This is a genomic window from Amycolatopsis sp. NPDC005961, assembly GCF_040629235.1.
Taxonomy (GTDB): Bacteria; Actinomycetota; Actinomycetes; order Mycobacteriales; family Pseudonocardiaceae; genus Amycolatopsis; species Amycolatopsis camponoti.
Genome location: NZ_JBEXVF010000031.1, coordinates 43,720 through 68,098, shown reverse-complemented (window position 1 = coordinate 68,098; position 24,379 = coordinate 43,720). Strand labels below are relative to the sequence as shown.

Here is a 24,379-nt window from a genome sequence, read left to right as displayed (position 1 = left end):
GCTCATCATCGCACCGGCAGGCGGGCGCGCACCCGGTAACCGCCGCCCTCGCGGGGCGCCGCGGTCAGCTCGCCGCCGAGCGCCCGCGCGCGTTCGGCCATGCCGCGGATCCCGGTGCCCGGCGGGGCGTCGCCGCCGCGGCCGTCGTCGTCGACCTGCACGGACAGCGCGTCGGTGCCGTAGCCGAGCCGGACGACGACGGTCTTGGCGCCGGCGTGCTTCGCGACGTTCGTCAGCGCCTCCTGCACCACGCGGAACGCGGCGTGCTCGACATCCGGCGGCAGGTCCCGGGCGACGCCGTCGATCTCGGTGCGCACGGTCAGCCCGGACGCGCCGACCGACTCGGCGAGCTCGGCGACCCGGGACAGGCTCGGCTCGGCCTGGCGGAGCATGCCGAGCGTCGCGCGCAACTCCTGGAGTGCGGTCTTGCTGGCGTCCTTGATGGTGCCGAGGGCTTCCTCGGCCTGCGCGGGATCACGCCGGTGCAGCGCGGCGCCCGCCTGGACATTGATCAGCGAGAGATGGTGACCGAGGACGTCGTGCAGCTCGCGGGCGATGCGCAGGCGTTCGTCGGTGGCGCGCGCCCGGGCTTCGGCCTCCTTGGTGCGCTCGGCCTCGGCGCGGTAGTGCGCGACGGCACCCCCGGCGACGAGCGCGACGAACCAGCCGGTCATCAGGAAGAACGCGAAGTTGTCGACGTGCCGGCCGCTCCGCGAGCTGATTTCCCCGGCGGCGACACCCGCCATCGCGGCGACGACGAGCAACGCGGCCCCGCGGATCCGCCCGGCCGCGGCAGCGTTGTAGAGCGTGTAGGCGAAGGCCAGCAGGACAAGACCGTCGGGATCGGTTAGCGGGTAGTAGAGGGCGCAGCAAACGAGCGTTAACCCGGCGACGCTCAGCGGATACTTCCGGCGGAAGAAGACCGCGGCGCAGGCGAGCGCGGTCAGGACCCAGCCGAGCGCGGCGTGGTGGGCCGGCTTCGCGCCGTCGTTCAGGACGGCGAACAGCGAGCCGACGAGCACCGCGACGGTGACCGAGGACTCGGGCGCCCAACGCCGCAACCGGGACATATGCCGAGTCTAGGACCAGGAACTCGAGGTAGCGGTGCGAAGGTGTTGACGACGTGGACGGGCGTAATGACACGACCTGGTGGGAGGTCGATGCCACGATCGAAGCGGCGCGACTTCGGTGTGTAACAGCGCATCGCTGATGTGCGACTGTTCAGCGACCGCTCGGGGTGCCCGGACGTGGAGGTGTGAGCATTGCGCAGCCGAATTCACTTCTCGGCCGATTTCGCGTGCGTGTCAACTGGCGGCTCGTTCGCTACCCTCTTCTACGCTGGTCCATAGTGGACGACGAAGGGAGGTGAACGGGGTGGACAACTAGCAATGGGGGAAGTCGTGGCTGGCAATGATCAACCCGGTGCGCGTCGAGTGAATAACCAGCCGAAGCGTGCGGTCGTGGTTCGGTTGATACTTGTCGGCTTTCTCATCGCCTCGGGCATCCTCTACGCACTGGTCTTCACTGTGTTCCATGAGGGCGTCGCTTACGAGGCGTTGCACTCCATCGCGGAGGCGCTGCTCGTTGCGGTGGTGCTGGGTGTGGCAGGTGACCTCTACCTGAAGTTCCGGCTGGCGGAGGACTCGGTCAGGCGTGGTGTGCAAGCGGCGATCTCGGAGACCTTCGGGTTTCTCGATCCCGCACAACCCGCCGCACTTCAGGCTGCGGTGAAAGAGTTCGCTTCGGCACGGCTCTTTGCCAGGTCCACGCGTTGGACACTGGTCTTCGACTGGGAGGATCGCGAAGCTCAGATCCTCGGCATAAGGCTTTCGGTCGAGAACAACGGCTTGAGCCTGCACGACGACGGCTATCTGCCGGACTCGGAACTCTGGGCTCTTCAGTCGACCATGAGCTACAAGACGAAGTATCTCAAGTACAGCCTGCATTGTCCGGATTGCGAGATCAGCGTCGACGAGACCGAGGCGACGCTCGAACCCTACTTGGATCCCCAGGACAACCGACTGGTGCTGGATCAGGTGAAGTTGCTCCGCGATCGTCTGGGTTCATCGGGGAGGATCGTCTACGGCAAGTCGTTCAACAGTGGCCGGGCGACCCAGATGTACCGGCATGCCTGGGGACATGTTCCGTTGATGCACTCGAACTTCGAAATCGAATGCAGCCTGGCCATCGACGGTGGTGCGCTGGACGACTTGAAGATCGCCGTCTTCCAGCCCAAGAGTGGCAGCAGCGAGCAAGAGTGGCACTTCATCGGTCGTGAAGCCGCAAACAAGCCCATGCGACGTGTCTGGCGAAATGTCACTCCTGGTCAGGCGACGATCGTGAGCTGGGGCTTGGTCGACTCCGAAGCGAAACGCGTCATGCCGATGGCTCGTCCTCAAGATGAGGACCGGCTCTAGCCAGCTTCGATTGCAGACAAGTCCTGGCGGCCGCGCGGAAATTCCTCTCGCATCGCGAGTGAAGCGTCGGTGTGGCCGACGACAGACGATCTCGACGTCGAGCGCGAACAGTCGCCCAAACGACTCGAGGAGGGTCTCCCGGTCGGCGTTGAACGCCCGGTGATGGCCCGGTCGTCCATCTGCGCGACGATGTCGCCGATGAAGGGGACGCCGTGTTCCGGGGGGTGTGCGGCAATGCGGCCGGGATCGCCAGGGCGGCCGCACCGCTGCCGAAGTCGAGGACTTCGCTACACGGTGACCGCGAAGTGATCTCCATGGTTGCACGACTGGGGTCGGCGTCGCGCAATCGGGACGGGATTTGCTCACGGTGTAATCGCCGTCCGCGAACAGGATTTTCGTCTGTAACAAAAGGTTTCGGTACGCCGACTTTGGCGGCATTGGTTCGTGCTGCTAAGGAGTTCTCGTGGGAAAGAAACTGGGGTTGATCCTGGCCGCCGGCCTGCTGGTCGCGGGCTGTGGCGTCGGTGCCCCGCAGGTCAAGGACACGGGCAACGTCGGCGTCCTGGACGCGCCGTCGTCGACGTCTTCGGCGCCGGCCTATTCCGTTCCGGTCACGACGGAAGCGCCGCCCACGACTTCCGAAGCCCCGGTCGTCACGACCGCGCCGACGCAGGCGCAGGCCGTCGCCCCAGCGCCGAAGACGGCCGCCGCCAAGCCCAAGGTGGCGCCGAAGACCACCGCGCCGGCCGCCCCGAAGCCGGCCGAGTGCGGCGCCGACTACTACGTGAACTCGTCCGGCAACTGCGTCCACCGGCCCAGCGACAACCCGGCCGGGGCGACCGCGATCTGCAAGGACGGCACCTACAGCTACAGCCAGCATCGCTCGGGCACGTGCTCCGGCCACGGCGGTGTCCGTAGCTGGTTGTGACGAGAGCACCAATCGAGCGGAAAACCCCCCAGTGCGTAGGTACAGTGCATGAAGTTGCATGACGTGTACTAACTACACACTGGGGGTTGCTGGTGTCCCGACCCGGACGGTCCGATCGCGCGATCGTCGTGGTGCTCGCCTCGTGCGGGCTGGTCGCGTCGTTCATGCAGACGCTGGTCGTGCCGCTCATCCCGGTGTTCCCCCGGCTGCTGAACGCCTCGGCGGCCGACGCGTCCTGGGTCGTCACCGTGACGCTGCTGGCGGCGGCCGTCATCACCCCGGTCAGCGGGCGGCTCGGCGACCTCTACGGCAAGCGGCGGATGATCCTCGTCAGCCTCGCGCTGCTCATCGCCGGCTCGATCGTCTCGGCCACGACGAGCGAGCTCGCGTTCCACATCATCGGCCGCGGGCTGCAGGGCTGTGCGATGGGCGTCATCCCGCTCGGCATCAGCATCATGCGCGACGAGCTCCCGCCCGAACGCGTCGGCGGCGCGATCTCCCTGATGAGCGCGACGCTCGGGGTGGGCGGCGCGATCGGGCTGCCGGTCGCGGCCGTCGTCGCCGAGAACGCCGACTGGCACGCGCTCTTCTGGATGGCCGCCGGCCTCGGGCTGTTCTTCGCGCTGCTGATCGTCAAGTTCGTGCCGGAGTCACCGCTGCGCACTCCCGCGCCGTTCGACTACTTCGGCGCGCTCGGGCTGGCCGCCGGCCTGGTCTGCCTGCTGCTGCCGGTGGTCAAGGGCGCCACGTGGGGCTGGACCAGCGTGCCGACGCTCGGGTTCGCCGCGGCGGCCGTCGTCGTCCTGGCCGGCTGGGGCACCTACCAGCTGCGGCGGCGCGACCCGCTGGTCGACCTGCGGGTGTCCGCGCGCCGCCCGGTGCTGTTCACGAACCTGGCGTCGATCATGGTCGGGTTTTCGATGTACGCCATGGCGCTGTCGTTCCCGCAGTTGCTGCAGGCGTCGTCGTCGACCGGGTACGGGCTGGGCCAGACGATGGTGGAGTCCGGGCTGTCCCTGGCTCCGAACGGCCTGGTGATGATGTTGCTCTCGCCGGTGTCGGCGCGGCTCATCAATCGTTTCGGCCCGCGCCCGACGCTGATGAGCGGCGCGGGCGTGATCGCCGTCGGGTACCTGTTCGCGATCGTGCTGATGGACAACGCGGCCGAGCTGATCACGGCGTCGGTGATCATCGGCGCGGGCGTCGGGATCGCGTACGCGGCGATGCCGGCGTCGATCATGGGCTCGGTGCCGGTCACCGAAACGGCGTCCGCGAACGGCCTGAACTCCCTGATGCGCTCGGTCGGCACGGCGGTTTCGAGCGCGGTGATGGCGGCGATGCTGGCCCAGCTGACGATCACGGCCGGCGGCCTGACCGTGCCGTCGCTGTTCGGCTTCCGGGCGACGTTCGCCGTGGCGGCCTTCGCCGCGCTGACGGGTGTGCTGCTGGCCGGGCTGGTGCCGAAGACGAAGGCGACGCGGGAACTGGTCGCCGTCTAGTTCTTCCGCGCCACCAGGGCCAGCCCGCCGCACTCGGCCGGGTTCGCCGGCACGTCGGCCGGGTCGTCCGGCCGCCACTGCGGGATGAAGACGACGCCCGGGTCGAGGATCTCGAAGCCGTCGACGAGCGCGCGCAGCTCGTCGGCCGTGCGGGGCGTCACCGGGTTGGCGCTCTTCTGGTACATCGCGACGGCGCGGGCGGTGCCGTCGCTCTGCTGCTCCGGGGTCGCCGACGACATCGCCAGGTAGCTGCCGGGCGCGAGCGCGTCGCGGTAGGCGGAGACGATCCGGGCGGGATCGCGCTCGTCCGGGATGAAGTGCACGAACAGCGCCATCACGACCATCACCGGCTGGTCGAGGTCCAGCATCATCTCGGTGGTCTCGTGCTCCAGGACGTCGTCCGGGAACTCGGCGTCGGCGTGCACCATCACCGCGTTCTCGTTGTCTTCCAGCACGATCTCGCTGTGCGCCACGGCGACCGGCTCGTTGTCGACGTAGACGACGCGCGCCGTCGGGTCGATCGCTTGCGCGACCTCGTGGACGTGCCCGACGGTCGGCATGCCCGAGCCGATGTCCAGGAACTGCCGGATGCCCTGGTCCAGCCCGAACCGGATGGCCCGGCGCAGCCACTGCCGGTTCAGCTGCGCGCGCTCCCGCGCGTTCGGCTGGGCGGCGAGCACCTGGTCGGCGAACATCCGGTCGACGGCGTAGTTGAGCCGGCCTCCGAGGATGTAGTCGTACACGCGCGCGGGGTTCGGCTTGTCGAGGTCGATGCCACGCCGCGCGTACTCGTCTTCACTCATGGCCGCTCCAAGATCCGGGGGTGACGGCGAGAATAGCCGACGTGAGACATCCTCAGTTCTTGCGCGCCACCAGGGCGAGCTGGCTCGCCAGCTCCGGGTGCTCGCCGACGTCGGCGAGGTCGTCCGGCCGCCATTCCGGCGTGAACACGATCCCCGGCGGCAGGATCTCGAAGCCGTCCAGCAACGCCCGCAGCTCGTCCTTCGAGCGGGCCACCACGTTCGTACCGCTCTTCTGATACATCTCCGCGGCGCGGCGGACCTCTTCGCCCTGGCCCTCGAACGTGCCCGACGACAGCGCGAAGTAGCTGCCCGGCGCGAGCGCGTCGCGGTAGGTGGCGATCAGCCCGGCGGGGTCGCGCTCGTCCGGGATGAAGTGCACGAACGCGGCCATGATCAGCATGATCGGCTGGTCGAAGTCCAGCAGCATCTCGGTCGTGTCGTGCTCCAGGACGTCCGCCGGGATCTCGGCGTCGGCCTGCACCATCTCGGCGTTCTCGTTGTCCTTCAACACGATCTCGCTGTGCGCCACGGCGACCGGCTCGTTGTCGACGTAGACGACCCGGGACGCGGGGTCGATCGCCTGGACGACCTCGTGGACGTGCCCGACAGTCGGCATGCCCGAGCCGATGTCCAGGAACTGGCGGATGCCCTGCTCGGCGCCGAACCGGACGGCCCGGCGCAGCCAGCGCCGGTTCATCAGGGCCAGTTCCTTGGACTCCGGCCGCACGGCCAGGATCTTCTCGGCGAACATCCGGTCGATGGCGTAGTTCAGCTTGCCGCCGATCAGGTAGTCGTACACGCGCGCCGCGTTCGGCTTGTCGAAGTCGATCTCGCGCTTCGCGTGTTCGTCGGTCATCGCCGCGCCACGAGTGCCAGCCCGCCGGACTGTTCCGGCGGGTCTTCGAGTGGCGCGTCCGGACGCCACTCAGGCGTGAACACCACGCCCGGCGGCAGGATCTCGAAGCCCTTGACCAGCGCCCGCAGCTCGTCGGGCGACCGCAGCGTCAGGGGCGTGCCGCTCTTCTCGTACAGCGCGACCGAGCGCTTCGACTCCTCGCCCTGCCCTTCCCACGTGCCCGACGACAGCGCGAGGTAGCTGCCCGGCGCGAGGACGTCGCGGTAGGTGGCGATCAGTCCCGCGGGGTCGCGCTCGTCCGGGATGAAGTGGACGAACGCCGCCATGATCACCATCACCGGCTCGCTGAAGTCGAGCATCGCCTCGGTGGTCGGGTGCTCCAGCACCTCGTCCGGGTACTCGGCGTCGGCCTGGACCATCGCCGCGTTGTCGTTGCCTTCCAGCACGATCTCGCTGTGCGCGACCGCGATCGGCTCGTTGTCGACGTACACGACCCGCGACGTGGGGTCGATCGCCTGGACGACCTCGTGCACGTGCCCGACCGTCGGCATCCCCGAGCCGATGTCGAGGAACTGCCGGACACCCTGCTCCGCCGCGAACCGCGCCGCGCGACGCAGCCACGCCCGGTTGGTCAGCGCCATGTGCCGCGCGTTCGGCAACACGTGCTGGATCTGGTCGGCGAACATCCGGTCGACGGCGTAGTTCAGCTCGCCGCCGATCATGTAGTCGTACACGCGCGCCGCGTTCGGTCTTTCGAGGTCGATGCCCCGCTTCGCGTGTTCGTCTTCGCTCATCCGCCACTCCCCGGGCTCAGGTGTGACGGCGAGGATAGCCGGGTCAGAGCAGCGGCGGCACCGCCGCGTCGATGAGGTGCGGACCCGGTTCCGCGAAAGCCCGCTGCAGCTGCTCGGCGAGTTCCTCGGCGGTCGTCGCCCGCGTCGCCGGCACGCCCATGCCCTCCGCGATCTTCACGAAGTCCATGTCCGGTCGCGAGAGGTCGAGCAGGTCGTTGGCCTTCGGGCCGCCCGACGCCGCGCCGACGCGCTGCAGCTCCAGCCGCAGGATCGCGTACGCGCGGTTGTTGAGCAGCACCGTCGTGACGTTCAGGTTCTCCCGCGCTTGCGTCCACAGCGCGGAGATCGTGTACAACGCGCTGCCGTCCGATTGCAGGTTCAGGACGGGACGGTCCCGTCCCGCCACCGCCGCGCCGGTCGCCACCGGCATGCCGTAGCCGATCGCGCCGCCGGTGAGCGTCAGCACGTCGTGCCGCGGCGCGCCGGCCGTCGCCGTCGGCAGCAGCAGGCCGGACGTGTTGGCCTCGTCGGCGATGATCGCGTTCTCCGGCAGCAGCGCGCCGATGACGTCGACCCAGTTCTGCGGAGTCAGCGGCCCGGACGGCAGTGCGGGCCGGGACGGCTGCTGCAGCACCGGCTCGGTGTCCGCGGCGACGGCGTCCGCGACCTCGTTCAGCGCGCGCGTGACGTCCTGGCCGACGGACGCGAGCGTGTGCACCTGGGCGCCTTCGGGCACGAGGTCGCTCGGCTTGCCCGGGTAGGCGAAGAACGACACCGGCGCCTTCGTGCCCGCGACGACGAGGTGCTTGACTCCGTCGAGCTGGTAGGTGACCTGCTCGGCGAGGTATCCGAGCCGTTCGATCGTCGGCAGGCCCGCGCCGCGCTCGAGCCGAGATGGGAACGTCTCGACGAACACCTTCGCGCCGGTGGCGGCACCGATCCGGCTCGCCGCGCGCAGCCCTTCCTCGCGGCACGCGGCGCCGCCGATGAGCAGCGCCACCGACTCGCCGGTGCCGAACACCGCGGCGACGTCCTTGACAGTGGTCGCGTCGACGGCCTGCGGCACGCGCGGCGGCACCGGTGCGCACGTCTCGCCGCCGTCACCCCACGAAGCGTCGGCGGGCAGGATCAGCGTCGCCACGCGGCCGGGCGCGTCCTGCGAAGCGGCGACCGCGGCGGCGGCGTCCGCCCCGACGTCCTTGGTGTGCTCCGAACGGCGCACCCAGCCTTCCAGCGAGCCCGCGAGGGCCTCGATGTCCGACTCCAGCGGCGCGTCGTACTGCTTGTGGTAGGTCGCGTGGTCGCCGACGACGTTGACGATCGGCGTGTGCGCGCGCCGCGCGTTGTGCAGGTTCGCCAGGCCGTTGCCCAGGCCGGGGCCGAGGTGCAGCAGCGTCGCGGCGGGCTTGTCCGCGATCCGGGCGTACCCGTCGGCGGCGCCGGTGACGACCCCCTCGAACAGCGCGAGCACGCCCCGCATCTCGGGCACGGTGTCGAGCGCGGCGACGAAGTGCATCTCCGACGTGCCGGGGTTCGCGAAGCACACCTCGACGCCGGCGTCGACCAGCGTGCGGATCAGGGACTGGGCGCCGTTCAGCTCACTCATGCGGTTCCTTCGGGGAAGAGAACGCCGGGGTTGAGGATCCCGGCGGGGTCGAAGCTCTGTTTGATCCGGCGCATCAGCTCGATCTTCGCCGGGTCTTCGAGTGCCTGGTGGTAGCTCGCCTTCGTGCGGCCGAGGCCGTGCTCGCCGGAGATCGCGCCGCCTCGTTCCATGGCGTCCGCGAAGATGTCGGTGAGCAGCTGCTTCCGCTTGTCCGCGTCCTTGCAGAAGATCGCGAGGTGGACGTTGCCGTCGCCGGCGTGCCCGCAGCCGATCGCGCCGCCGCCCGCGGCCATCGCCAGCTCGCGCGCCTTCGTGATGAACGGCGGCATCGCGGTGCGCGGCACGACGACGTCGATCACGTCGTCGGCGCCGGCCGCCTTCGCCGTCCAGAAGGCCTTCTCGCGTGCTTCGATCAGCTTGCGCGCGGCGGGGCCTTCGAGGACGTAGACATCGGTGGCGCCGAGTTCGCCGAGCAGCTCGCCGACCGTCTCGATGTCCTCGTGCAGGCGTCCGTTCTCGCGGTTCTCCAGCGCCACCACGAGGTAGGCCTCGCTGGTGTCGCGGATCTTGTCCGGGACGCCGAGCTCGAGCTTCTCGTTGTAGACGATGGCGGCCATCGTCATGTTGTCGATGTACTCGAGGATGTGCGGCCCGAGGCCGCTGGAGACGATCGCCGGCACGGCGGCCATGACCTGGCCGAAGTCGCCGAACGGGGCGAGCACGGTGGCGCCGTGGGTGAGCCGCGGGTGCAGCTTGACGGTGATCTCCGTGGCCAGCGCGAGCGTGCCCTCGGAGCCGATGATCAGCTGCGTGAGGTCGTAGCCGGTGGAGATCTTCGACGTCTTGCCACCGGTCCGGAGGATCTCGCCGGTCGGCAGGACGGCCTGCAGGCCGAGGACGTTGTTGCGGGTGACGCCGTACTTGACGGCCCGCATCCCGCCGGCGTTGGTGCCGACGTTCCCGCCCACGCTCGCGCTCAGCTCACCGGGGTAGACGGTGTAGCTGAGTCCGGCTTCGGCGGTCTTGACGTCGAGCTCGGCGAGCGTGACGCCGGGCTGGACGACGGCGACGTGGTTCCCGGTGTCGACTTCCAGGACCTGGTTCATCCGCTCGAAGGAGATCAGCAGTCCGTCTTCACGCGGTCGCGCGGCGCCGGAGAGCCCGCTTCCGGAGCCTCGCGCGGTCACGGGCACGTTGTGTTCCGTCGCGACCTTCAGCAGCTCCGCGACTTCTTCCGCGGTTGCCGGCTTCGCGACGTATGCCGGCTTCTGCGGCTCCGCGTTCAGCGCTTCGTCGTGCCCGTAGTCCTCGGAGATCGCTTCGCCGGTCAGCAGGTTCTTGTCCCCGACTATCTCGGCCAGCCGTGCCGCCACGTCGCCCATCGACAGCTTCTCCTCCGCGCCGTTGCTGTGGTTACCGCAGCGTAGTACGTACCGCCGGTACGCCGCCATGAAGGTTTTTCACATTCTGGATGTGTGGCTGTGATCGGGCGGTTACGGAGCAGGATTTAGCTCAGGCTAAATCTCTGGTGGGCGACCCCGCGCCGGGTGAAGCTTCCGGCTATGACATCGACGTACACCTTCGACGACGGCGTTTCCGTGCGGCGGCTCGGTTTCGGCGCGATGCGGCTCACCGAGTGGGACCACGTGCCGGCCGGTGCCGCGACGGTCGCGCGCCGGGCGGCCGAGCTCGGCGTGACGTTCTTCGACACCGCCGACGCCTACGACCTGGGGCTGAACGAGGAGTTGCTCGCCGACGCGCTGCACCCGTACGCAGGGCCGCTTATCGCGACGAAGTGCGGGCACGCGCGTCCGAGCCGGGGCGAATGGGTGCCGCTCGGCCGGCCCGAATACCTGCGGCAGCAGGCGGAGCTCTCGTTGCGGCGCCTGCGCGTCGAGCGCCTCGACCTGCTGCAGCTGCACCGGCTCGACCCGCAGGTGCCGCTCGCCGACCAGATCGGCGCGCTCGCGCGGCTGCGGGACGAGGGCAAGGTCGCGCGGATCGGGTTGTCCGAGGTCAGCGTCGCGCAGCTGGCCGAAGCGCGGTCCATCGCGCCGATCGAGAGCGTCCAGAACCGGTACAACCTGACCGACCGCGCGTCCGACGACGTCCTCGGCTACTGCGAGCGCGAAGGAATCGCGTTCGTGCCCTGGCTGCCGATCGCACGCGGTGACCACGCCGCGGCGGGGGGAGTGCTCGGAAAGGTCGCGGCCGGTCTCGGCGCGACACCCGCCCAGGTGTCGCTCGCCTGGCTGCTGCGCCGGTCGCCGGTGGTGATCCCGATTCCCGGCACGTCGTCGGTCGCGCACCTGGAAGAAAACTGCGGCGCCGCGGATATCACGCTTTCCGACGACGATTTCGCGAGGTTGTCCGAGCAGGCGTGAAAACGGCCCGGCCGCGGTTTCCCGCGGCCGGGCGTCCGGTTGCCGGCTGGATCAGACGAGCCAGCCGAGAACGTGCACCAGGTGGGCCACCGCGCCGGTCAGGATGTCGTGGCAGTAGTGGGCGTGCTGGGCGAACATCTGCATGGAATGACTCCTTGATGAATAACTCATGATTTCCCTGGAGAGCTCCCGGTGGGGAGCGAAATCAGGTTTTCACCACGCCGACGAACTGTCAAAAGAGCCATTTCGGGAAGATTCGGGTGTCGCGAATCTTCCCATGCTAAACACGTAATCCCTTCGTGTTTGACGCCGGGGTGCCCGCTTCGGCGGTCAACCACTGTGGGTAACAACCAGGCGGAATCTCACTGTCGGTAATTCCGACCTTGATCCGGCATCCTGGGCACTCGCGTAACTCGATCCGGTGATCACCGGCCACGAAAGGTGAGCTGGCGATGATCACCCTTTCGGGTAACCGAACGCAGGAAAAAGGGGACGCCAGGAGCGGTGACCGCCCCGGCGTCCCCTTGCGGGACAAAGGATTCAGGCTCGCGCGAACGAGAGCGTCTCGCCTTCGACCCCTCGCAGCCAGAGGTCCTGCGCGGCCGCCGCCATCTCGGCGAGGCCCTCCTCGATCGTGGCGAACACGTTGCCGGGCACCCAGCCCGCGTCGCCGTTGATCAGCAGGTTGTTGCGCCCGTAGAAGATCGCGAGGTCGGTCGCGCCCTGGTCGCCGTGCGCCTCGCTGTCCTCTTCGTAGCCGTACGCGGGGTTGCCGATCTCCCAGGCTTCGAAGCCGAAGTACACGACATCGCCGGGGATCGGCGTGATCGTCGGGTTCTCCCGCCCGGGCTTCGGCTCCGCGAAGGGCGGCACGAGCGTGTAGACCTCGTTGCGCGCGTACTTCGCGTGGTAGGCCGAACCGCTCTGCGGCAGCGCGGCCCACACCGCCTTGCAGGTGCGCGGCGCCTCGTCGTCGAGCAGCCGGGCCCGGCAGGAAACCCCGCGCTTGTCGAGGGTGATCGTGATGTACCGGGCCATGCTCAGCTCCCCGTGACGGACGCGACGACGTCGCCCCAGATGCGCAGCGCGTCGTCGACCTGCTCGGCGTTGACGACCAGCGGCGGCACCATGCGGACGACGTTCATGTACGGCCCACAGGTGAGCAGCAGCAGGCCGTTCTTGGCCGCGGTCTGCTGCGCGGCCGCCGCGGTCGCGGCGTCGGGCTCGCCGTCGGCGGTGGTGAACTCCGAGCCGACCAGCAGCCCGAGCCCGCGCACCTCGCCGATCGCCGGCGTCTTGTCCGCGATCACCCGCGCGCCTTCGACCAGCTGGCGCCCGCGCTCGGCGGCGTTCTCCACCAGGTTCTCCCGCTGGATGACCTCCAGGGTCGCGATCGCCGCGGCGCACGAGACGGCGTTGCCGCCGTACGTGCCACCCTGCGAACCCGGGAGCGCCTTCGCCATGAGCTCCTGCGAAGCCGCGATGCCCGACAGCGGGAAGCCGCTGGCCAGGCCCTTCGCGATGAGCACGATGTCGGGGCGGACGTCGAAGTGGTCGTGCCCCCAGAACTTGCCGGTGCGGCCGAAGCCGGTCTGGATCTCGTCGACGACGAGCAGGATGCCGTGCCGGTCCGCGCGCTCGCGCAGGCCCGCCATGAACTCCGTGTTCGCCGGGACGTAGCCGCCCTCGCCGAGCACGGGCTCGACGAAGATCGCGGCGGTCTCGTTCGGGGCGGTGACCGTCTGGAACAGGAAGTCCAGCTCGCGCAGCGCGAACTTCGTCGCGGTCTGCTCGTCCCAGCCGTAGTGGTAGGCGTAGGGGAACGGCGCGACGTGTACGCCCGCCATCAGCGGGCCGATGCCGGCGCTGAACCGCGTTCCCGACGTCGTCATGGTCGCCGCCGCGACGGTCCGGCCGTGGAAGCCGCCCTGCATGACGATGACGTTCGGGCGCTTCGTCGCCTGCCGCGCGAGCCGCAACGCCGCTTCGACGGCTTCGCTGCCCGAGTTCGCGTAGAAGAGCGAGTCGAGCCCGCTGGGCAGGACGTCGCCGAGGCGCTCGGTCAGCTCGAGCAGCGGCTTGTGCATCACGGTCGTGTACTGCCCGTGGACGAGCTTGCCGATCTGCTCCTGCGCCGCGCGCACGACGTGCGGGTGGCAGTGCCCGGTGCTCGTGACGCCGATGCCGGCGGTGAAGTCGAGGTGGCGTTTGCCGTCGACGTCGTAGAGGTAAACCCCTTCACCGTGGTCGACCACGACGGGCGTTGCCTGCTTGAGCAGCGGAGATAGCTGGGCCATGGCAGCGTGCTCCTTGGTCGGTTGAGCGGGTTGTCGATTGTTGACAATATCCATAGCATGGCCCTCGGGACAACACGTGAGGAGCAGTCGGGATGAGCGCGAGCACCGAGTCCGGCGTCGTCGAGGCGGTCGGCAAGGAACTGTTCATCGGCGGCAAATGGGTCGCCGCCGAGTCGGGGAAGACGTTCCCGGTGGTGGACCCGGCCACCGGCAAGGAGCTGTGCCAGGTCGCCGACGCCTCGCCGGCGGACGGCGTCACCGCCCTGGACGCGGCCGTCGCCGCGCAGGCGGACTTCGCGAAGATGGCGCCCCGCGAACGCGGCGAGATCCTGCGCCGCGCGTTCGAGCTGTTGATGAAGCGCCAGGATGAGCTCGCCCTGCTCATGACGCTGGAGATGGGCAAGCCGCTCGCCGAGTCGAAGGGCGAGATCGCCTACGCCGCCGAGTTCTTCCGCTGGTTCGCCGAGGAGGCCGTCCGGATCGACGGCGGCTTCGCGACCGCGCCGAACGGCGTGGGCCGGTTCCTCATCACGAAGCAGCCGGTCGGGCCGACGATCCTGATCACGCCGTGGAACTTCCCGATGGCGATGGGCACCCGCAAGATCGGCCCGGCGGTCGCCGCCGGCTGCACGATGGTGATCAAGCCCGCCGCGCAGACGCCGCTGTCGATGCTCGCGCTCGCCGGCATCCTCGCCGAGGCCGGGCTGCCCGAGGGTGCGCTCAACGTCCTCACGACCAGCGATTCCGGCGGCGTGATGGAGCCCCTGATCCGCGACGGCCGCGCCCGCAAGCTCTCGTTCACCGGCTCCACCGGCGTCGGCCGCAAGCTCTTGGAGCAGTGCGCCGACAAGGTGCTGCGGACGTCGATGGAGCTGGGCGGCAACGCGCCGTTCCTGGTCTTCGACGACGCCGACATGGACGCGGCGATCGAGGGCGCGATGCAGGCGAAGATGCGCAACATCGGCGAGGCGTGCACCGCGGCCAACCGGTTCTACGTGCAGCGCGGCGTCGTCGAGGAGTTCTCGCGGCGGCTGACCGAGCGGATGCAGGCGCTGCCGATGGGCCGCGGTACCGAGAAGGACGTCGTGGTCGGCCCGTTGATCGACGACAAGGCTGTCGACAAGGTGAAGGAGCTGGTCAAGGACGCCACCGAGCGCGGCGCGAAGGTGCTCACCGGCGGTTCGGCCGTCGACGGGCCGGGTCACTTCTACCAGGCCACCGTGCTCACCGACGTCCCGCAGGAGGCGCGGCTGACGCACGAAGAGATCTTCGGCCCGGTCGCGCCGATCACGCCGTTCGACACCGAGGAAGAAGCGGTGGAGAAGGCGAACGACACCGAGTTCGGCCTGGTCTCCTACGTCTTCACCAGCGACCTCAAGCGGGCGCTGCGCGTCTCCGAAGCTCTGGAAGCCGGGATGATCGGGCTCAACCAGGGCATCGTGTCGAACCCCGCGGCGCCGTTCGGCGGGATCAAGCAGTCCGGGCTCGGCCGCGAAGGCGGCTCGGTCGGCATCGAGGAGTTCCTGGAGATCAAGTACATCGCGGTCGCCCTGTGACGGCCTACCGCATCGCGAGCATCCCCGGCGACGGGATCGGCGTGGACGTCACGGTCGAGGCCCGCAAGGTCCTCGACCGGGCGTCCTCGCAGTTCGGCTTTTCGCTGGAGTGGACGGAGTTCGACTGGAGCTGCGAGCGGTACGCGCAGGCCGGGTCGATGATGCCGGACGACGGCGTCGAGCAGCTCTCGGCGTTCGACGGGATCCTGCTCGGCGCGGTCGGCTTCCCCGGCGTCCCGGACCACGTTTCGTTGTGGGGCTTGCTGATCCCGCTGCGACGCGCGTTCCAGCAGTACGTCAACCTGCGCCCGGTGCGGCTGCTGCCGGGCACGACGTCCGTGCTGGCCGGGCGGAAGGCCGAGGAGCTGGAGCTGGTGATCGTCCGCGAGAACTCCGAAGGGGAGTACTCCGCGATCGGCGGCCGGCACAACGCCGGGCGGCCGGACGAGTTCGTGCTGCAGGAGTCGGTCTTCACGCGCGTCGGCGTTTCGCGGATCATCCGGTACGCCTTCGAGCTGGCGCGGACGCGGTCTTCGCGCGTGTGCTCGGCGACGAAGTCCAACGGGCTCATCCACTCGATGCCCTTCTGGGACGAGATCTTCGCCGAGGTCGCGGCCGAGTACCCCGATGTCCACAGTGAACAGATGCACGTGGATGCCTTGGCGGCGCGGATGGTCCAGGCGCCGGACCGGCTCGACGTCATCGTGGGGTCGAACCTCTTCGGCGACATCCTGAGCGATCTCGCGGCCGCGATCACCGGCGGGCTTGGCATGGCGCCGTCCGGCAACATCAACCCATCGGGTGAACATCCGTCGATGTTCGAGGCGGTCCACGGGAGCGCTCCGGACATCGCGGGGCAGGGCATCGCCAACCCCGTGGCGCAGATCCTGGCGGCCGCGATGCTGGTCGAACACCTGGGTGAAACCGTTGCCGCGCAAGCGATCCGAGCCGCGGTGGACCGGGTGCTCGACGAGGGCCGCGTGCGCACCCCGGACCTCGGCGGCACGGATACCACAGAACGGCTCGGCACGGCGGTGGCCGAAGCGCTGGGCTGAGTTTTTGTCGGTGCCCTCCGGCACGGTGGTCCCCAGTCCACCGAGGGGGAGGAGCCCACCGATGTGCGTCGAATGCGAGAACCCGGACAGATCCGGTTACCTGGAACGGCTTCGTGACGGAGTGGCCGACCGGGGCTGGCTCGTGCAGGGAGTCGAGAGCGGCGGGTCGTACCCGCCATGGGCCTACACGATCGGCCTGAGCGGGTACGGCCTGCCCGAGCTGGTCGTGACCGGCCTTCCGGTGCCGGAGGCCGCCGGGCTGCTGAACGACCTGGCCGCCCACTCCCTGCACGATTCGCCGCCGTCGCCGGGCGAACGCGTCCCGCTGCGAAGCGGCATGGTGATCGAGGCGGTCCCGCTGGCGGAGCCGTCGGCGCACCTGATCTTCGCGGTTGCGTTGTACGGCCCGGAAATCCGTGCGCTCCAACTGGTCCACGCGGACTCGCAGGGGCGCTTCCCGTGGTCCGCGGACTACCTCGACGGCCGCGGCGGCCAGCCGGTCCTGGGAGCTCGCCATGGCGATTAGCTGCGGGTGCTCTCCGCCGTCCAACTGCTTCCCGATACCCGTGCGGGCCGTCCACGTACGCCTGCCGGCCGACCCGGAACCCGAGCCGGTCGTCCAAGTGCGACTACCGCCCCGGCGGCGGGTGCACGCGCCTGTCTACCGGTCACGCGCGTGGGCCGTCAGGCCGCGGCTGCCGGACCTTCGCTCACGCGTTGCCCGGCACCGGCGGGACGTGCCCCTCGATGAGGCTCGTCCCCGGCGCGAGGCGCTGAACCGCGTCCTCCATGTGGGAGTCGAGAAGGGCAAGCGCCGTTTCCTCGTCGCCGTCGCGCAGGGCCTGGATGAGTTTCGTGTGCTCCTCGACTCGTTCCTCGACCCGCTGATAAGTGCTCTGCAGCGCGGTCAGGCACATCCGCGTCTCGATGAGGAGGGTCCGGGCCATCCGGACGAGCCGCTTGCTGCCGGATGCGTTGATGAGGGCCTCGTGGAACCTGAGGTCCGCGGTGGAGAGCGCGCTCGGGTCGTCTTCACTCGCGGCCGTCGCCATTTCCGCGACGGTCTGTTCGAGCAAGTCGGCGATCCGGGCGCGGTCCCCGCCGCGCACCGCACGGATCATCGCGGCCCGTTCGATCGCCGATCGAGCTGCATAGATGTCGTAGACGTCGCCGGGCTCGAGGTCGATCACGAAGAGCCCGCGGTGCCGTTCGCTGCGGAGGAGCCCTTCGGACACGAGATGCTGCATGGCCTCCCGGAGTGGCCCCCGTGACACCTGGAACCGGGACGCCAGCTCGGTCTCGCCGAGCTGGGTCCCGGGTGGGAGTGCGCCGGTCATGATCGCGTCGCGCAGCTGACGCGCGATGACCGCGGCCGTCGACTCGCGGCTGACCGGTTCGATCTCGGGCAGCATGCCCGGTGGCAGGGCCATGTCACGCGCTCCCGTCCGGCAGGTGCCGGAACAACGCGCCGAGGGAGCGGACGAGCCGGTGCCGTCCGGTCAGGCGCAGGCCTTCCCAGACGGTCACCTGGTTGGCGGTCAGCACGGGCTTCTTCAGGGCGGCTTCGACGATGTTGATCTCCTGGAGCGTCCGCATCGCGGTGTCGGGCACCAGCACCGCGTCGGCGTCCGGGTGGTCGTTGCGCACGGCGAGTTCGACGACGGCTTCCGACGTCATCGCGCCGACCTCGGCGGCCGTGACGATGTCGGCGCTGGCCATCGAGACGACCTCGATGCCGCCGGCCTTGAGGAAGTCCACGAACAGCCGGGCGATGTCGTCCGGGTAGCTGGCCGCGACGGCGACCCGCTTGACGTCCAGGGCACGTGCGGCGTGCACGAACGCGAAGGAGGTGCTGGAGGCCGGGACTCCGGCGACGGCGGCGAGACGGTCGGCCTGGTCGCGGGCGCCGTCCCAGCCGTAGACGAAGCTGCCGCTGGTGCAGGCCCAGACGACCGCGTCCGGCTCGTGCTTCTTGAGCAGGGCGGCGCCGTCGGCGAGGCGGGCCTCGCTGCCGAGGTCCAGCAGTTCGGCGACCGCGTGCTTGTCGGTGCCGTAGATGTGCTCGACCGCGAGGCGGATGTCGCCCTCGTCAGCGGCCGCGCCGCCGAGCAGCTGCTCGGCCAGCGGGTAGTCGTCTTCGGCCGCGTGGTCGGGGTAGATGAAGCCGATGGTGGTCACGAAACCTCCGGAGGGGCGCAAATTGTCGACAATCCTAGAGGCAAGGTCAAGGAAAACCTTCACGACACGTCACGAAGCCACTTCCCGGGTCCGACGATCGGCAGGTTCATCCGGCGCAGGCAGGCCCACATGGTCAGCTGGTTGGCGGTGAGCACCGGCTTGCCGAGTGCGGCTTCCAGCGGCTCGATCAGGTCGTACGTCGGCAAGTTGGTGCAGCTGACGAAGATCGCTTCGGCTTCGCCGTGGTCGGCGGCGAGGATGCGTTCGGCGATGGTGCGGTAGCTGACCTTCCAGATGCCGCCGCCCAGCCCGAGGTGGTCGCTGGCGACCGTCTCGACGTTCAGCTCGCCGAGGAAGTCGTGCAGCGCGCCGGTGAGGTCGGCGTCGTACGGCGTAAGCACCGAGACGCGGTGCAGGTCGAGCTGGTGCAGCACCTCGGCCAGTGCGCCCGAGGTGGTCACGGCGTCCGGCGCGCCGGCGTCACAGATCGCCTTGGTCAGCGAGCGCTCGTAGTCGACGCCGTTGACGAAGCTGCCCGACGTGCAGAGGTAGGCGACGACCTCGGGCTCCACGTGCAGCACGTCGCGAGTCGCGCTGGCGAGGTGGTGGCTGTCGCTGACGAGGCGGGCCATCTCCATGCTGACCGGCACCGGCTCGTACGGCGTCCGGGCGAGGTGCAGCGACACCTCCATCGGCACCCAGCGCCAGAGCTCGCGCTCCAGCGCGAGGTCGAAGGGGGCGATCACCCCGATGCCGCGTTGCGCCAGCGGGCCGTCGAACGCCAGGAAGTCGAAATCCAAGGCTCAGCCTCCGGAATACGTCTGAACTTGATGACACGTCCGGTGCTCCGGGGGTCGTTCCTCGGATTGTTGACAATCATACGAGTGACTTTTACCGTGTCAACGTGATCGCCTCGGAAACCCAGGAAACCCCGGTCCTGGCGGTGCTCTGCGGCGAGTCCCGCCTACCGGACATGCGTGCTGTCGAATCCGGTGCCGTGGTGCGTTACACGGACGCGGCGGGCCTGCCCGAAGCGTTGTCCGGAGCCGACGCGCTCTTCGTCTACGACTTCCTCTCCACGGCCGTGCCGGACGCCTGGTACGCGGCCGATCGGCTGCGCTGGCTGCACATCGCGAGCGCGGGCGTCGACCCGGTGCTGTTCCCCGGGCTGGTCGAGAGCGACGTCGTCTTGACCAACTCGCGGGGTGTCTTCGACGACGCCATCGCGGAGTACGTGCTGGGTGTCGTCCTCGCTTTCGCGAAGGACTTCGCGCGGTCGCACGATCTGCAGCGCGAGGGTCGCTGGCTGCACCGCGAGAGCGAACGGATCGCCGGGCGCGAGGTGGTGGTCGTCGGCACCGGGCCGATCGGCCGGGCCATCGCGCGGCTGCTGCGCGCGGCCGGGATGCGGGTCAGCGGTGCCGGCCGCCGCGAGCGCACGGGCGACCCGGACTTCGGCGTCGTGCACGAGTCTTCGCAGCTCGACGCGTTCCTGCCGCGCGCCGACTACGTCGTCGCCGTCGCGCCGCTGACCGAGCACACCAAGGGCATGTTCGACGCGCGCGCGTTCGCCGCGATGAAGCCGTCGGCGCGCTTCGTGAACGTGGGACGGGGCGAGCTGGTCGTCACGTCCGACCTGGTCGCGGCGCTCGAAAGCAAAGCGATCGCCGGTGCCGCCCTCGACGTGTTCGACACCGAGCCGCTGCCGCCCGGCCACCCGCTGTGGACCATGCCGGACGTGCTGGTCTCGCCGCACATGTCCGGCGACTTCATCGGCTGGCGCACCACCCTCGTCGAGGTGTTCAAGGAGAACTTCCGCCGCTGGCGGGCTGGGGAGCCGCTGCGCAATGTCGTCGACAAGACGCTCGGCTACGTGCCGTCGGGGAACCAGGGAGCCGGATGAACGACAGGATGCTGACCGCCAGCGAGCTCGTCGCCGCCTACGCGACCGGTGAGCTGTCACCGATCGAGGCGACGCAGAACGCGCTGCAGGCCATCGAAGACCGCGACGGCGAGTGCAACGCGTACTGCCTCGTCGACGCCGACGGGGCGCTGGAACAGGCCAAGGCGTCGGAGGTCCGCTGGCGGGACGGCAACCCGATCGGGTGGCTCGACGGCGTGCCGTCCTCGATCAAGGACATGTTCCTCACCCAGGGCTGGCCGACCGTCCGGGGCTCGAAGAGCATCGACCCGGACCAGCCGTGGGACGTCGACAGCCCGGTCGCCGCGCGGATGCGCGAAGCCGGCCTGGTCTTACTGGGTAAGACGACCACGCCCGAGATCGCGTGGAAGGGCGTCACCGACAGCCCGCTGCGGGGCATCACGCGCAACCCCGCCGACCCGTCGAAGACGGCCGGCGGGTCGAGCGGTGGCAGCGCAGCGGCCGTCGCGGCGGGGATGGGCGAGCTGTCCGTCGGCACCGACGGCGGCGGCTCGGTGCGGATCCCGGCGTCGTTCTGCGGGATCGTCGGGCTCAAGCCCACGCACGGCCGGATCCCGTTGTTCCCGGCGAGCCCGTTCGGCCCGCTCTCGCACGCCGGCCCGATGGCGCGGTCGGTGGACGACACCGCGCTGCTGCTGGACGTCCTGTCGCTGCCCGACCACCGCGACCCGGCCGCGCTGGCGCCCCCGGTGGCGTCGTTCCGCGAGGCCGTCCGCCGGGACGTGCGCGGCCTGATCGCGGCGTTCTCTCCGACGCTCGGCTACGTCGACGTCGACCCGGAGATCGCGGCGGTCGTCGCCGCGGCGGTGCGCGCGCTCGGCGACGCCGGTCTGCACATCGAGGAGACCGACCCGGGGTTCGCCGATCCCAAGCCGGCGTTCGACATCCTGTGGTCGTCGGGAGCGGCGAAGCTGCTCGACTCGTTCCCGCCCGGGTCCGAGGAGCGGACGGACCCGGGCCTGCGCAAGGTCTGGGAGCTCGGCCGGACGTGGTCCGCGAGCGACTACCTCGACGCGACCGCCGAGCGGGCCGCGCTGGGCATCCTCATGGGCGAGTTCCACACGCGCTACGACGTGCTGATCACCCCGACCGTCCCGATCGCCGCGTTCGAAGCCGGGCACGACGTGCCGCCGGGCAGCGGGCTGAGCGAGTGGCCGGAGTGGACGCCGTTCACGTACCCGTTCAACATGACCCAGCAGCCGGCGATCAGCGTGCCCGCCGGCCACACCTCGGCGGGGCTGCCGGTGGGCCTGCAGATCGTCGGGCCGCGGCACTCGGACGACCTCGTGCTGGCGGTGGCGAGGCTCCTGGAGGAAGTGCGGCCCTGGGCGCCGGCCTGACCACACGTGAGGGTGAAACCCGGGCCGGGGCGGGGCGAGCTGTGCCACTGTCGGCCCCGTGAACGCTGAAGGCTGGCGGTACGAGCGCGCCATTCCGACCGTGGACGTCGCCGGAGAACCGACCCGGGTGGTGGTGGGCCTGATCGAGCAGGGCGACCGCCTGACGGCGGCACTCCGGGTGGACGACGGCAAAGCGGCCCTGGTTCCGCTGGAAATGGGCGGCGAGCTGCTGAAGGCGCTGCGGGAGACGCTGGAGAGCTGGTGGCGCCTCGACGGCCACCGCGACCTGACCCCGGAACCCCGGGCCGGCCGCTGAAGCCGGTGTTAGCCGGGTGCGTCCGGTCCTGTGGCACGCTGCGGCCATGAGCGATCGCTACTTCGAGGACTACGTCCCCGGCGCCACCCACGACTGCGGCAGCGTCGAGGTGACCGAGGCCGACATCCTCGACTTCGCCCGTCGCTACGACCCGCAGAGCTTCCACGTCGACGCCGCCGCCGCGGCGGACGGGCCGTTCGGCGGGCTGATCGCCAGCGGCTGGCACACCGCGAGCCTGATGATGCGGCTCTACGCCGATCACTACCTGTCCACTGTGTCCAGTTTGGGCAGTCCGGGCGTCGATGAGCTGAGGTGGCCGCGGCCCGTGCGGCCGGGCTCGGTGCTGCGGCTGCGCGCCACCGTCGCCGAGGCCCGGCTCTCGCGTTCGAAGCCGGACCGGGGGCTGGTGCGCACGCACGTCGAGTTCGTCGACGGCGGGGACGACGTCGTCTTCAGCGCGAGCCTGCTGAACCTCATCCTGGTGCGGCCGGGCTGATCGGCGCGCGGCGGACCAGGCCGCGCACCTGCGGGTTGAGCAGCACGATCGCCGTCGCGCCGACGACGAGGGCCGCGCCGCCGAGGAGCGTCGCCGAACGTCCGGCGTGCTCGGCCAGCGGACCCGCGGCGATCTGGCCGAGCGGCATCGCGACGAACGAGCCGAGCATGTCGTAGGAGTAGACGCGGGCGAGCTTCTCGGGCGGCACGTTCTCCTGCAGCGACACGTCCCAGGCGACGCCGAACTGCTCGATCGCGAAGCCCGAGAAGAACATCGCGAACAGCATCGGCAGCAAGTACGGCGTCTCGCCGAGCGCGAGTATCGGCAGCGCGTCGACCGTCACGAGCGCAACTCCGAACAGCAGCATCCGCCGTGGCAGCCACCGCGCGGCGAAGACTCCGCCGAGCAGCGCGCCGGCGGTCTGCACCGCCAGCGCGAGGCCCCAGCCGGTGCGGCCGAACGTGTCGTCGGCGACCAGCGGGCCGATCACCCGCAGCGCGCCCGCGTTCACCGCGTTGACGATCATGAACTGCAGGACGACCAGCCACACCCACGACCGGGCCCGGAACTCCCGCCAGCCTTCCGCGAGCTCGCTGAGGGGGCGGCTGCCCGGGACGCGCACGCTGTGCGGCAGGCGGATCCGCCGGTAGGAAAGCGCGGCGGCGAGGAACAGGACGGCGTTCCCGGCGAGCGCCCACCCCGAGCCGGCGAACGCGACGAGGACCCCGGCGAGCCCGGCGCCGGCGATGCGGCCGACGTTGGACAGCAGCCGGACCAGCGCGTTCGCCTGGGCGAGCAGCGGCGTGGGCACGGTCAGCGGCGTGAGCGACGCGGCCGCGGGCAGCGAGATGGCCGAGACGGCGCCGTTGACCAGGCTGAGCCCGACCAGCAGCGGAACGGACGCGAATCCGCAGAGGACACTCGCGGCGATGGCGGCCTGCGTGAGCGCGGCGGCGGTCTCGGTGCCCTGCAGGATCACCGACCGCGGCAGCCGGTCGGCCAGCATCCCGCCGAAGAGCACGAGCAGCACATTGGCGATCGACCGCGCCCCGACGACGATCCCGAGATCCACGGCCGACCCGGTCAGATCGACGACGGCGAAGGCCAACGCGAAGGGCGCGACGGCGTTGGCGAAGTCGGCGAAGGTCCGCCCGGTGACGAGGGCGCGAAAGCGAGGTTCGCGAAGCGGGGCGAGGAGCGGGGAAGTCATGAGAGCAGCTCCGGCGGGACGGTGGGAGAGTGACGTGGTCGTGTGGACGGGCTTGCGTTGCCGGCAGGCCGGTATGGCCTGGCTCGGTCGCCCGGCGGCGTGAACCGGCCGGTCAGCCGTGGGGCGACAGATCCGGCGGCGCCCTCATCGCGCTTCCTCCGACAGCTCGAACAACGCCACGCTCGCGCTGACCCGCACCGTTCCCGGTGACCGAGGCGGCTGCGCCGCCGCGTGGAGTTCCTGGCTCAGTCGCGATGCCTGCTCGAGGAGGCGTTCCCAGAGCGCGGGGTCCACCCACAGCTCCGCGTCCGTCAACGAGGCTCGGCGGCCCGGTGCCCGTGACCCCGCCCGCCGCAGGAGTTCGCCCGCGACCGCCTTGGTCAGCAGCTGCTCCTCCGCCGGGTCGCGGGTGGTCAAGCGGCGACCCGAGTCCGGGTCGTGGCGGTACCGTTTCGCGCGGCCGCCGCGGATCGTCACCTCTTCGGCCACGTCCAGGAGGCCCGCCTCGTGCAGGCGGCGCAGGTGGTAGCTGATGTTCGCCTGCGTTTCGCCCAGCTCGCGCGCCGCCTCGGCCGCGCTCATCGGGGCTCCCGTCAGCAGCGACAGGATCCGCATGCGCAGCGGGTGCGCCAGTACGCGCAGGTTGTCGTGGGGCATGGCGCCAGTCTGCCACCACCGTCAAAGAGTTATTTGGGGGTCTCG

Annotated in this window: 24 protein-coding genes; 11 read left to right on the top strand and 13 right to left on the bottom strand. The window is 69.9% G+C overall.

Translation table 11 applies throughout. The annotated features are described in order from the left end of the window. Positions 1-5 precede the first annotated feature (5 nt). On the bottom strand, positions 6-1,070 hold the full coding sequence (locus ABZ342_RS26205; RefSeq protein WP_360477964.1) for a sensor histidine kinase: 1,065 nt from the start codon (positions 1,068-1,070) through the stop codon (positions 6-8). Positions 1,071-1,388: 318 nt separating this feature from the next. Between ABZ342_RS26205 and ABZ342_RS26200 the strand changes: the two genes are divergently transcribed. From ABZ342_RS26200 to ABZ342_RS26190, 3 genes are all read left to right on the top strand, one after another. Continuing rightward, positions 1,389-2,417, top strand: a complete 1,029-nt coding sequence (locus tag ABZ342_RS26200; protein ID WP_360477961.1) for a hypothetical protein — start codon at positions 1,389-1,391, stop codon at positions 2,415-2,417. 463 nt (positions 2,418-2,880) lie between these two features. Next, positions 2,881-3,345 carry a DUF3761 domain-containing protein gene (locus ABZ342_RS26195; RefSeq protein WP_360477958.1) on the top strand — a complete coding sequence of 155 codons (465 nt, stop codon included), beginning with the start codon at positions 2,881-2,883 and terminating at the stop codon, positions 3,343-3,345. An 86-nt stretch (positions 3,346-3,431) separates the two neighbouring features. Continuing rightward, positions 3,432-4,844 carry an MFS transporter gene (locus ABZ342_RS26190; protein ID WP_360477955.1) on the top strand — a complete coding sequence of 471 codons (1,413 nt, stop codon included), beginning with the start codon at positions 3,432-3,434 and terminating at the stop codon, positions 4,842-4,844. Here ABZ342_RS26190 and ABZ342_RS26185 read toward each other — a convergent pair. Genes ABZ342_RS26185 through ABZ342_RS26165 form a run of 5 tightly spaced genes read right to left on the bottom strand, consistent with a single transcriptional unit; the run spans position 4,841 to position 10,285 of the window. Then, the gene (locus tag ABZ342_RS26185; protein ID WP_360477952.1) at positions 4,841-5,647 is read right to left on the bottom strand and encodes an SAM-dependent methyltransferase; all 807 of its coding nucleotides are present in this window, start codon (positions 5,645-5,647) and stop codon (positions 4,841-4,843) included. The two genes, ABZ342_RS26190 and ABZ342_RS26185, sit on opposite strands and share 4 nt — an antisense overlap. Positions 5,648-5,699: 52 nt before the next feature. Beyond that, positions 5,700-6,503, bottom strand: a complete 804-nt coding sequence (locus ABZ342_RS26180; protein WP_360477949.1) for an SAM-dependent methyltransferase — start codon at positions 6,501-6,503, stop codon at positions 5,700-5,702. Further along, complete coding sequence (locus tag ABZ342_RS26175; protein WP_360477946.1) at positions 6,500-7,297, bottom strand: SAM-dependent methyltransferase; 798 nt, start codon at positions 7,295-7,297, stop codon at positions 6,500-6,502. The genes ABZ342_RS26180 and ABZ342_RS26175 overlap by 4 nt, the downstream gene beginning before the upstream one ends. Before the next feature lie 43 nt (positions 7,298-7,340). Beyond that, positions 7,341-8,903, bottom strand: coding sequence for an acetolactate synthase large subunit (locus tag ABZ342_RS26170; protein ID WP_360477943.1), 1,563 nt, complete (start codon positions 8,901-8,903; stop codon positions 7,341-7,343). Further along, entirely contained in the window at positions 8,900-10,285 is a 1,386-nt protein-coding gene (locus ABZ342_RS26165) for an FAD-binding oxidoreductase (protein ID WP_360478025.1), read from the bottom strand. Before ABZ342_RS26165 ends, ABZ342_RS26170 begins: the two co-directional genes overlap by 4 nt. A 180-nt stretch (positions 10,286-10,465) precedes the next feature. Between ABZ342_RS26165 and ABZ342_RS26160 the strand changes: the two genes are divergently transcribed. After that, positions 10,466-11,287 (top strand): aldo/keto reductase, encoded by an 822-nt coding sequence (locus tag ABZ342_RS26160; RefSeq protein ID WP_360477940.1) that lies wholly within the window; start codon positions 10,466-10,468, stop codon positions 11,285-11,287. 540 nt (positions 11,288-11,827) lie between these two features. Here the strand turns inward: ABZ342_RS26160 and ABZ342_RS26155 are convergent. Then, a complete protein-coding gene (locus ABZ342_RS26155) occupies positions 11,828-12,325 on the bottom strand; it encodes a DUF3830 family protein (RefSeq protein ID WP_360477937.1) in 498 nt (165 codons plus the stop codon). Between the two features lie 2 nt (positions 12,326-12,327). After that, the gene (locus ABZ342_RS26150; protein WP_360477934.1) at positions 12,328-13,584 is read right to left on the bottom strand and encodes an aminotransferase class III-fold pyridoxal phosphate-dependent enzyme; all 1,257 of its coding nucleotides are present in this window, start codon (positions 13,582-13,584) and stop codon (positions 12,328-12,330) included. 92 nt (positions 13,585-13,676) lie between these two features. Here ABZ342_RS26150 and ABZ342_RS26145 point away from each other — a divergent pair, with 92 nt between their 5' ends. From ABZ342_RS26145 to ABZ342_RS26135, 3 genes are all read left to right on the top strand, one after another. Continuing rightward, entirely contained in the window at positions 13,677-15,140 is a 1,464-nt protein-coding gene (locus ABZ342_RS26145) for an NAD-dependent succinate-semialdehyde dehydrogenase (protein WP_360477931.1), read from the top strand. Further along, positions 15,137-16,195: a tartrate dehydrogenase gene (locus ABZ342_RS26140; protein ID WP_360477928.1), complete on the top strand. Its 1,059-nt coding sequence runs from the start codon at positions 15,137-15,139 to the stop codon at positions 16,193-16,195. The genes ABZ342_RS26145 and ABZ342_RS26140 overlap by 4 nt, the downstream gene beginning before the upstream one ends. 61 nt (positions 16,196-16,256) lie before the next feature. After that, positions 16,257-16,721 (top strand): DUF4262 domain-containing protein, encoded by a 465-nt coding sequence (locus tag ABZ342_RS26135; protein ID WP_360477925.1) that lies wholly within the window; start codon positions 16,257-16,259, stop codon positions 16,719-16,721. A 184-nt stretch (positions 16,722-16,905) separates the two neighbouring features. Here the strand turns inward: ABZ342_RS26135 and ABZ342_RS26130 are convergent, their stop codons facing one another. The 3 genes from ABZ342_RS26130 to ABZ342_RS26120 are packed head-to-tail and all read right to left on the bottom strand — an operon-like array spanning position 16,906 to position 19,173. After that, on the bottom strand, positions 16,906-17,625 hold the full coding sequence (locus ABZ342_RS26130) for a GntR family transcriptional regulator (RefSeq protein WP_155541206.1): 720 nt from the start codon (positions 17,623-17,625) through the stop codon (positions 16,906-16,908). Between the two features lies 1 nt (position 17,626). Continuing rightward, positions 17,627-18,373, bottom strand: a complete 747-nt coding sequence (locus ABZ342_RS26125; RefSeq protein WP_155541207.1) for an aspartate/glutamate racemase family protein — start codon at positions 18,371-18,373, stop codon at positions 17,627-17,629. 59 nt (positions 18,374-18,432) lie between these two features. Beyond that, entirely contained in the window at positions 18,433-19,173 is a 741-nt protein-coding gene (locus tag ABZ342_RS26120) for an Asp/Glu/hydantoin racemase (protein ID WP_155541208.1), read from the bottom strand. Between the two features lie 104 nt (positions 19,174-19,277). Here ABZ342_RS26120 and ABZ342_RS26115 point away from each other — a divergent pair, with 104 nt between their 5' ends. The 4 genes from ABZ342_RS26115 to ABZ342_RS26100 are packed head-to-tail and all read left to right on the top strand — an operon-like array spanning position 19,278 to position 22,467. Then, on the top strand, positions 19,278-20,276 hold the full coding sequence (locus tag ABZ342_RS26115; protein WP_360477921.1) for a D-2-hydroxyacid dehydrogenase: 999 nt from the start codon (positions 19,278-19,280) through the stop codon (positions 20,274-20,276). Continuing rightward, a complete protein-coding gene (locus ABZ342_RS26110; RefSeq protein WP_360477918.1) occupies positions 20,273-21,655 on the top strand; it encodes an amidase in 1,383 nt (460 codons plus the stop codon). The genes ABZ342_RS26115 and ABZ342_RS26110 overlap by 4 nt, the downstream gene beginning before the upstream one ends. A gap of 58 nt (positions 21,656-21,713) precedes the next feature. Then, complete coding sequence (locus ABZ342_RS26105) at positions 21,714-21,971, top strand: hypothetical protein (RefSeq protein ID WP_360477915.1); 258 nt, start codon at positions 21,714-21,716, stop codon at positions 21,969-21,971. 46 nt (positions 21,972-22,017) lie between these two features. Beyond that, positions 22,018-22,467, top strand: coding sequence for a MaoC family dehydratase (locus ABZ342_RS26100; RefSeq protein WP_360477912.1), 450 nt, complete (start codon positions 22,018-22,020; stop codon positions 22,465-22,467). Here ABZ342_RS26100 and ABZ342_RS26095 read toward each other — a convergent pair. Next, positions 22,445-23,677 carry an MFS transporter gene (locus ABZ342_RS26095; protein WP_360477909.1) on the bottom strand — a complete coding sequence of 411 codons (1,233 nt, stop codon included), beginning with the start codon at positions 23,675-23,677 and terminating at the stop codon, positions 22,445-22,447. The two genes, ABZ342_RS26100 and ABZ342_RS26095, sit on opposite strands and share 23 nt — an antisense overlap. Positions 23,678-23,821: 144 nt before the next feature. After that, complete coding sequence (locus tag ABZ342_RS26090; RefSeq protein ID WP_360477906.1) at positions 23,822-24,334, bottom strand: helix-turn-helix domain-containing protein; 513 nt, start codon at positions 24,332-24,334, stop codon at positions 23,822-23,824. Positions 24,335-24,379 lie beyond the last annotated feature (45 nt).

Excerpts from the sequence above, each read along its gene's own strand:
- ABZ342_RS26205 (WP_360477964.1), bottom strand. The coding sequence starts at position 1,070 with ATGTCCCGGTTGCGGCGTTGGGCGCCCGAGTCCTCGGTCACCGTCGCG.
- ABZ342_RS26200 (WP_360477961.1), top strand. The coding sequence starts at position 1,389 with ATGGGGGAAGTCGTGGCTGGCAATGATCAACCCGGTGCGCGTCGAGTG.
- ABZ342_RS26185 (WP_360477952.1), bottom strand. The coding sequence starts at position 5,647 with ATGAGTGAAGACGAGTACGCGCGGCGTGGCATCGACCTCGACAAGCCG.
- ABZ342_RS26180 (WP_360477949.1), bottom strand. The coding sequence starts at position 6,503 with ATGACCGACGAACACGCGAAGCGCGAGATCGACTTCGACAAGCCGAAC.
- ABZ342_RS26175 (WP_360477946.1), bottom strand. The coding sequence starts at position 7,297 with ATGAGCGAAGACGAACACGCGAAGCGGGGCATCGACCTCGAAAGACCG.
- ABZ342_RS26170 (WP_360477943.1), bottom strand. The coding sequence starts at position 8,903 with ATGAGTGAGCTGAACGGCGCCCAGTCCCTGATCCGCACGCTGGTCGAC.
- ABZ342_RS26165 (WP_360478025.1), bottom strand. The coding sequence starts at position 10,285 with ATGGGCGACGTGGCGGCACGGCTGGCCGAGATAGTCGGGGACAAGAAC.
- ABZ342_RS26160 (WP_360477940.1), top strand. The coding sequence starts at position 10,466 with ATGACATCGACGTACACCTTCGACGACGGCGTTTCCGTGCGGCGGCTC.
- ABZ342_RS26155 (WP_360477937.1), bottom strand. The coding sequence starts at position 12,325 with ATGGCCCGGTACATCACGATCACCCTCGACAAGCGCGGGGTTTCCTGC.
- ABZ342_RS26150 (WP_360477934.1), bottom strand. The coding sequence starts at position 13,584 with ATGGCCCAGCTATCTCCGCTGCTCAAGCAGGCAACGCCCGTCGTGGTC.
- ABZ342_RS26145 (WP_360477931.1), top strand. The coding sequence starts at position 13,677 with ATGAGCGCGAGCACCGAGTCCGGCGTCGTCGAGGCGGTCGGCAAGGAA.
- ABZ342_RS26135 (WP_360477925.1), top strand. The coding sequence starts at position 16,257 with ATGTGCGTCGAATGCGAGAACCCGGACAGATCCGGTTACCTGGAACGG.
- ABZ342_RS26130 (WP_155541206.1), bottom strand. The coding sequence starts at position 17,625 with ATGGCCCTGCCACCGGGCATGCTGCCCGAGATCGAACCGGTCAGCCGC.
- ABZ342_RS26110 (WP_360477918.1), top strand. The coding sequence starts at position 20,273 with ATGAACGACAGGATGCTGACCGCCAGCGAGCTCGTCGCCGCCTACGCG.
- ABZ342_RS26100 (WP_360477912.1), top strand. The coding sequence starts at position 22,018 with ATGAGCGATCGCTACTTCGAGGACTACGTCCCCGGCGCCACCCACGAC.
- ABZ342_RS26095 (WP_360477909.1), bottom strand. The coding sequence starts at position 23,677 with ATGACTTCCCCGCTCCTCGCCCCGCTTCGCGAACCTCGCTTTCGCGCC.
- ABZ342_RS26090 (WP_360477906.1), bottom strand. The coding sequence starts at position 24,334 with ATGCCCCACGACAACCTGCGCGTACTGGCGCACCCGCTGCGCATGCGG.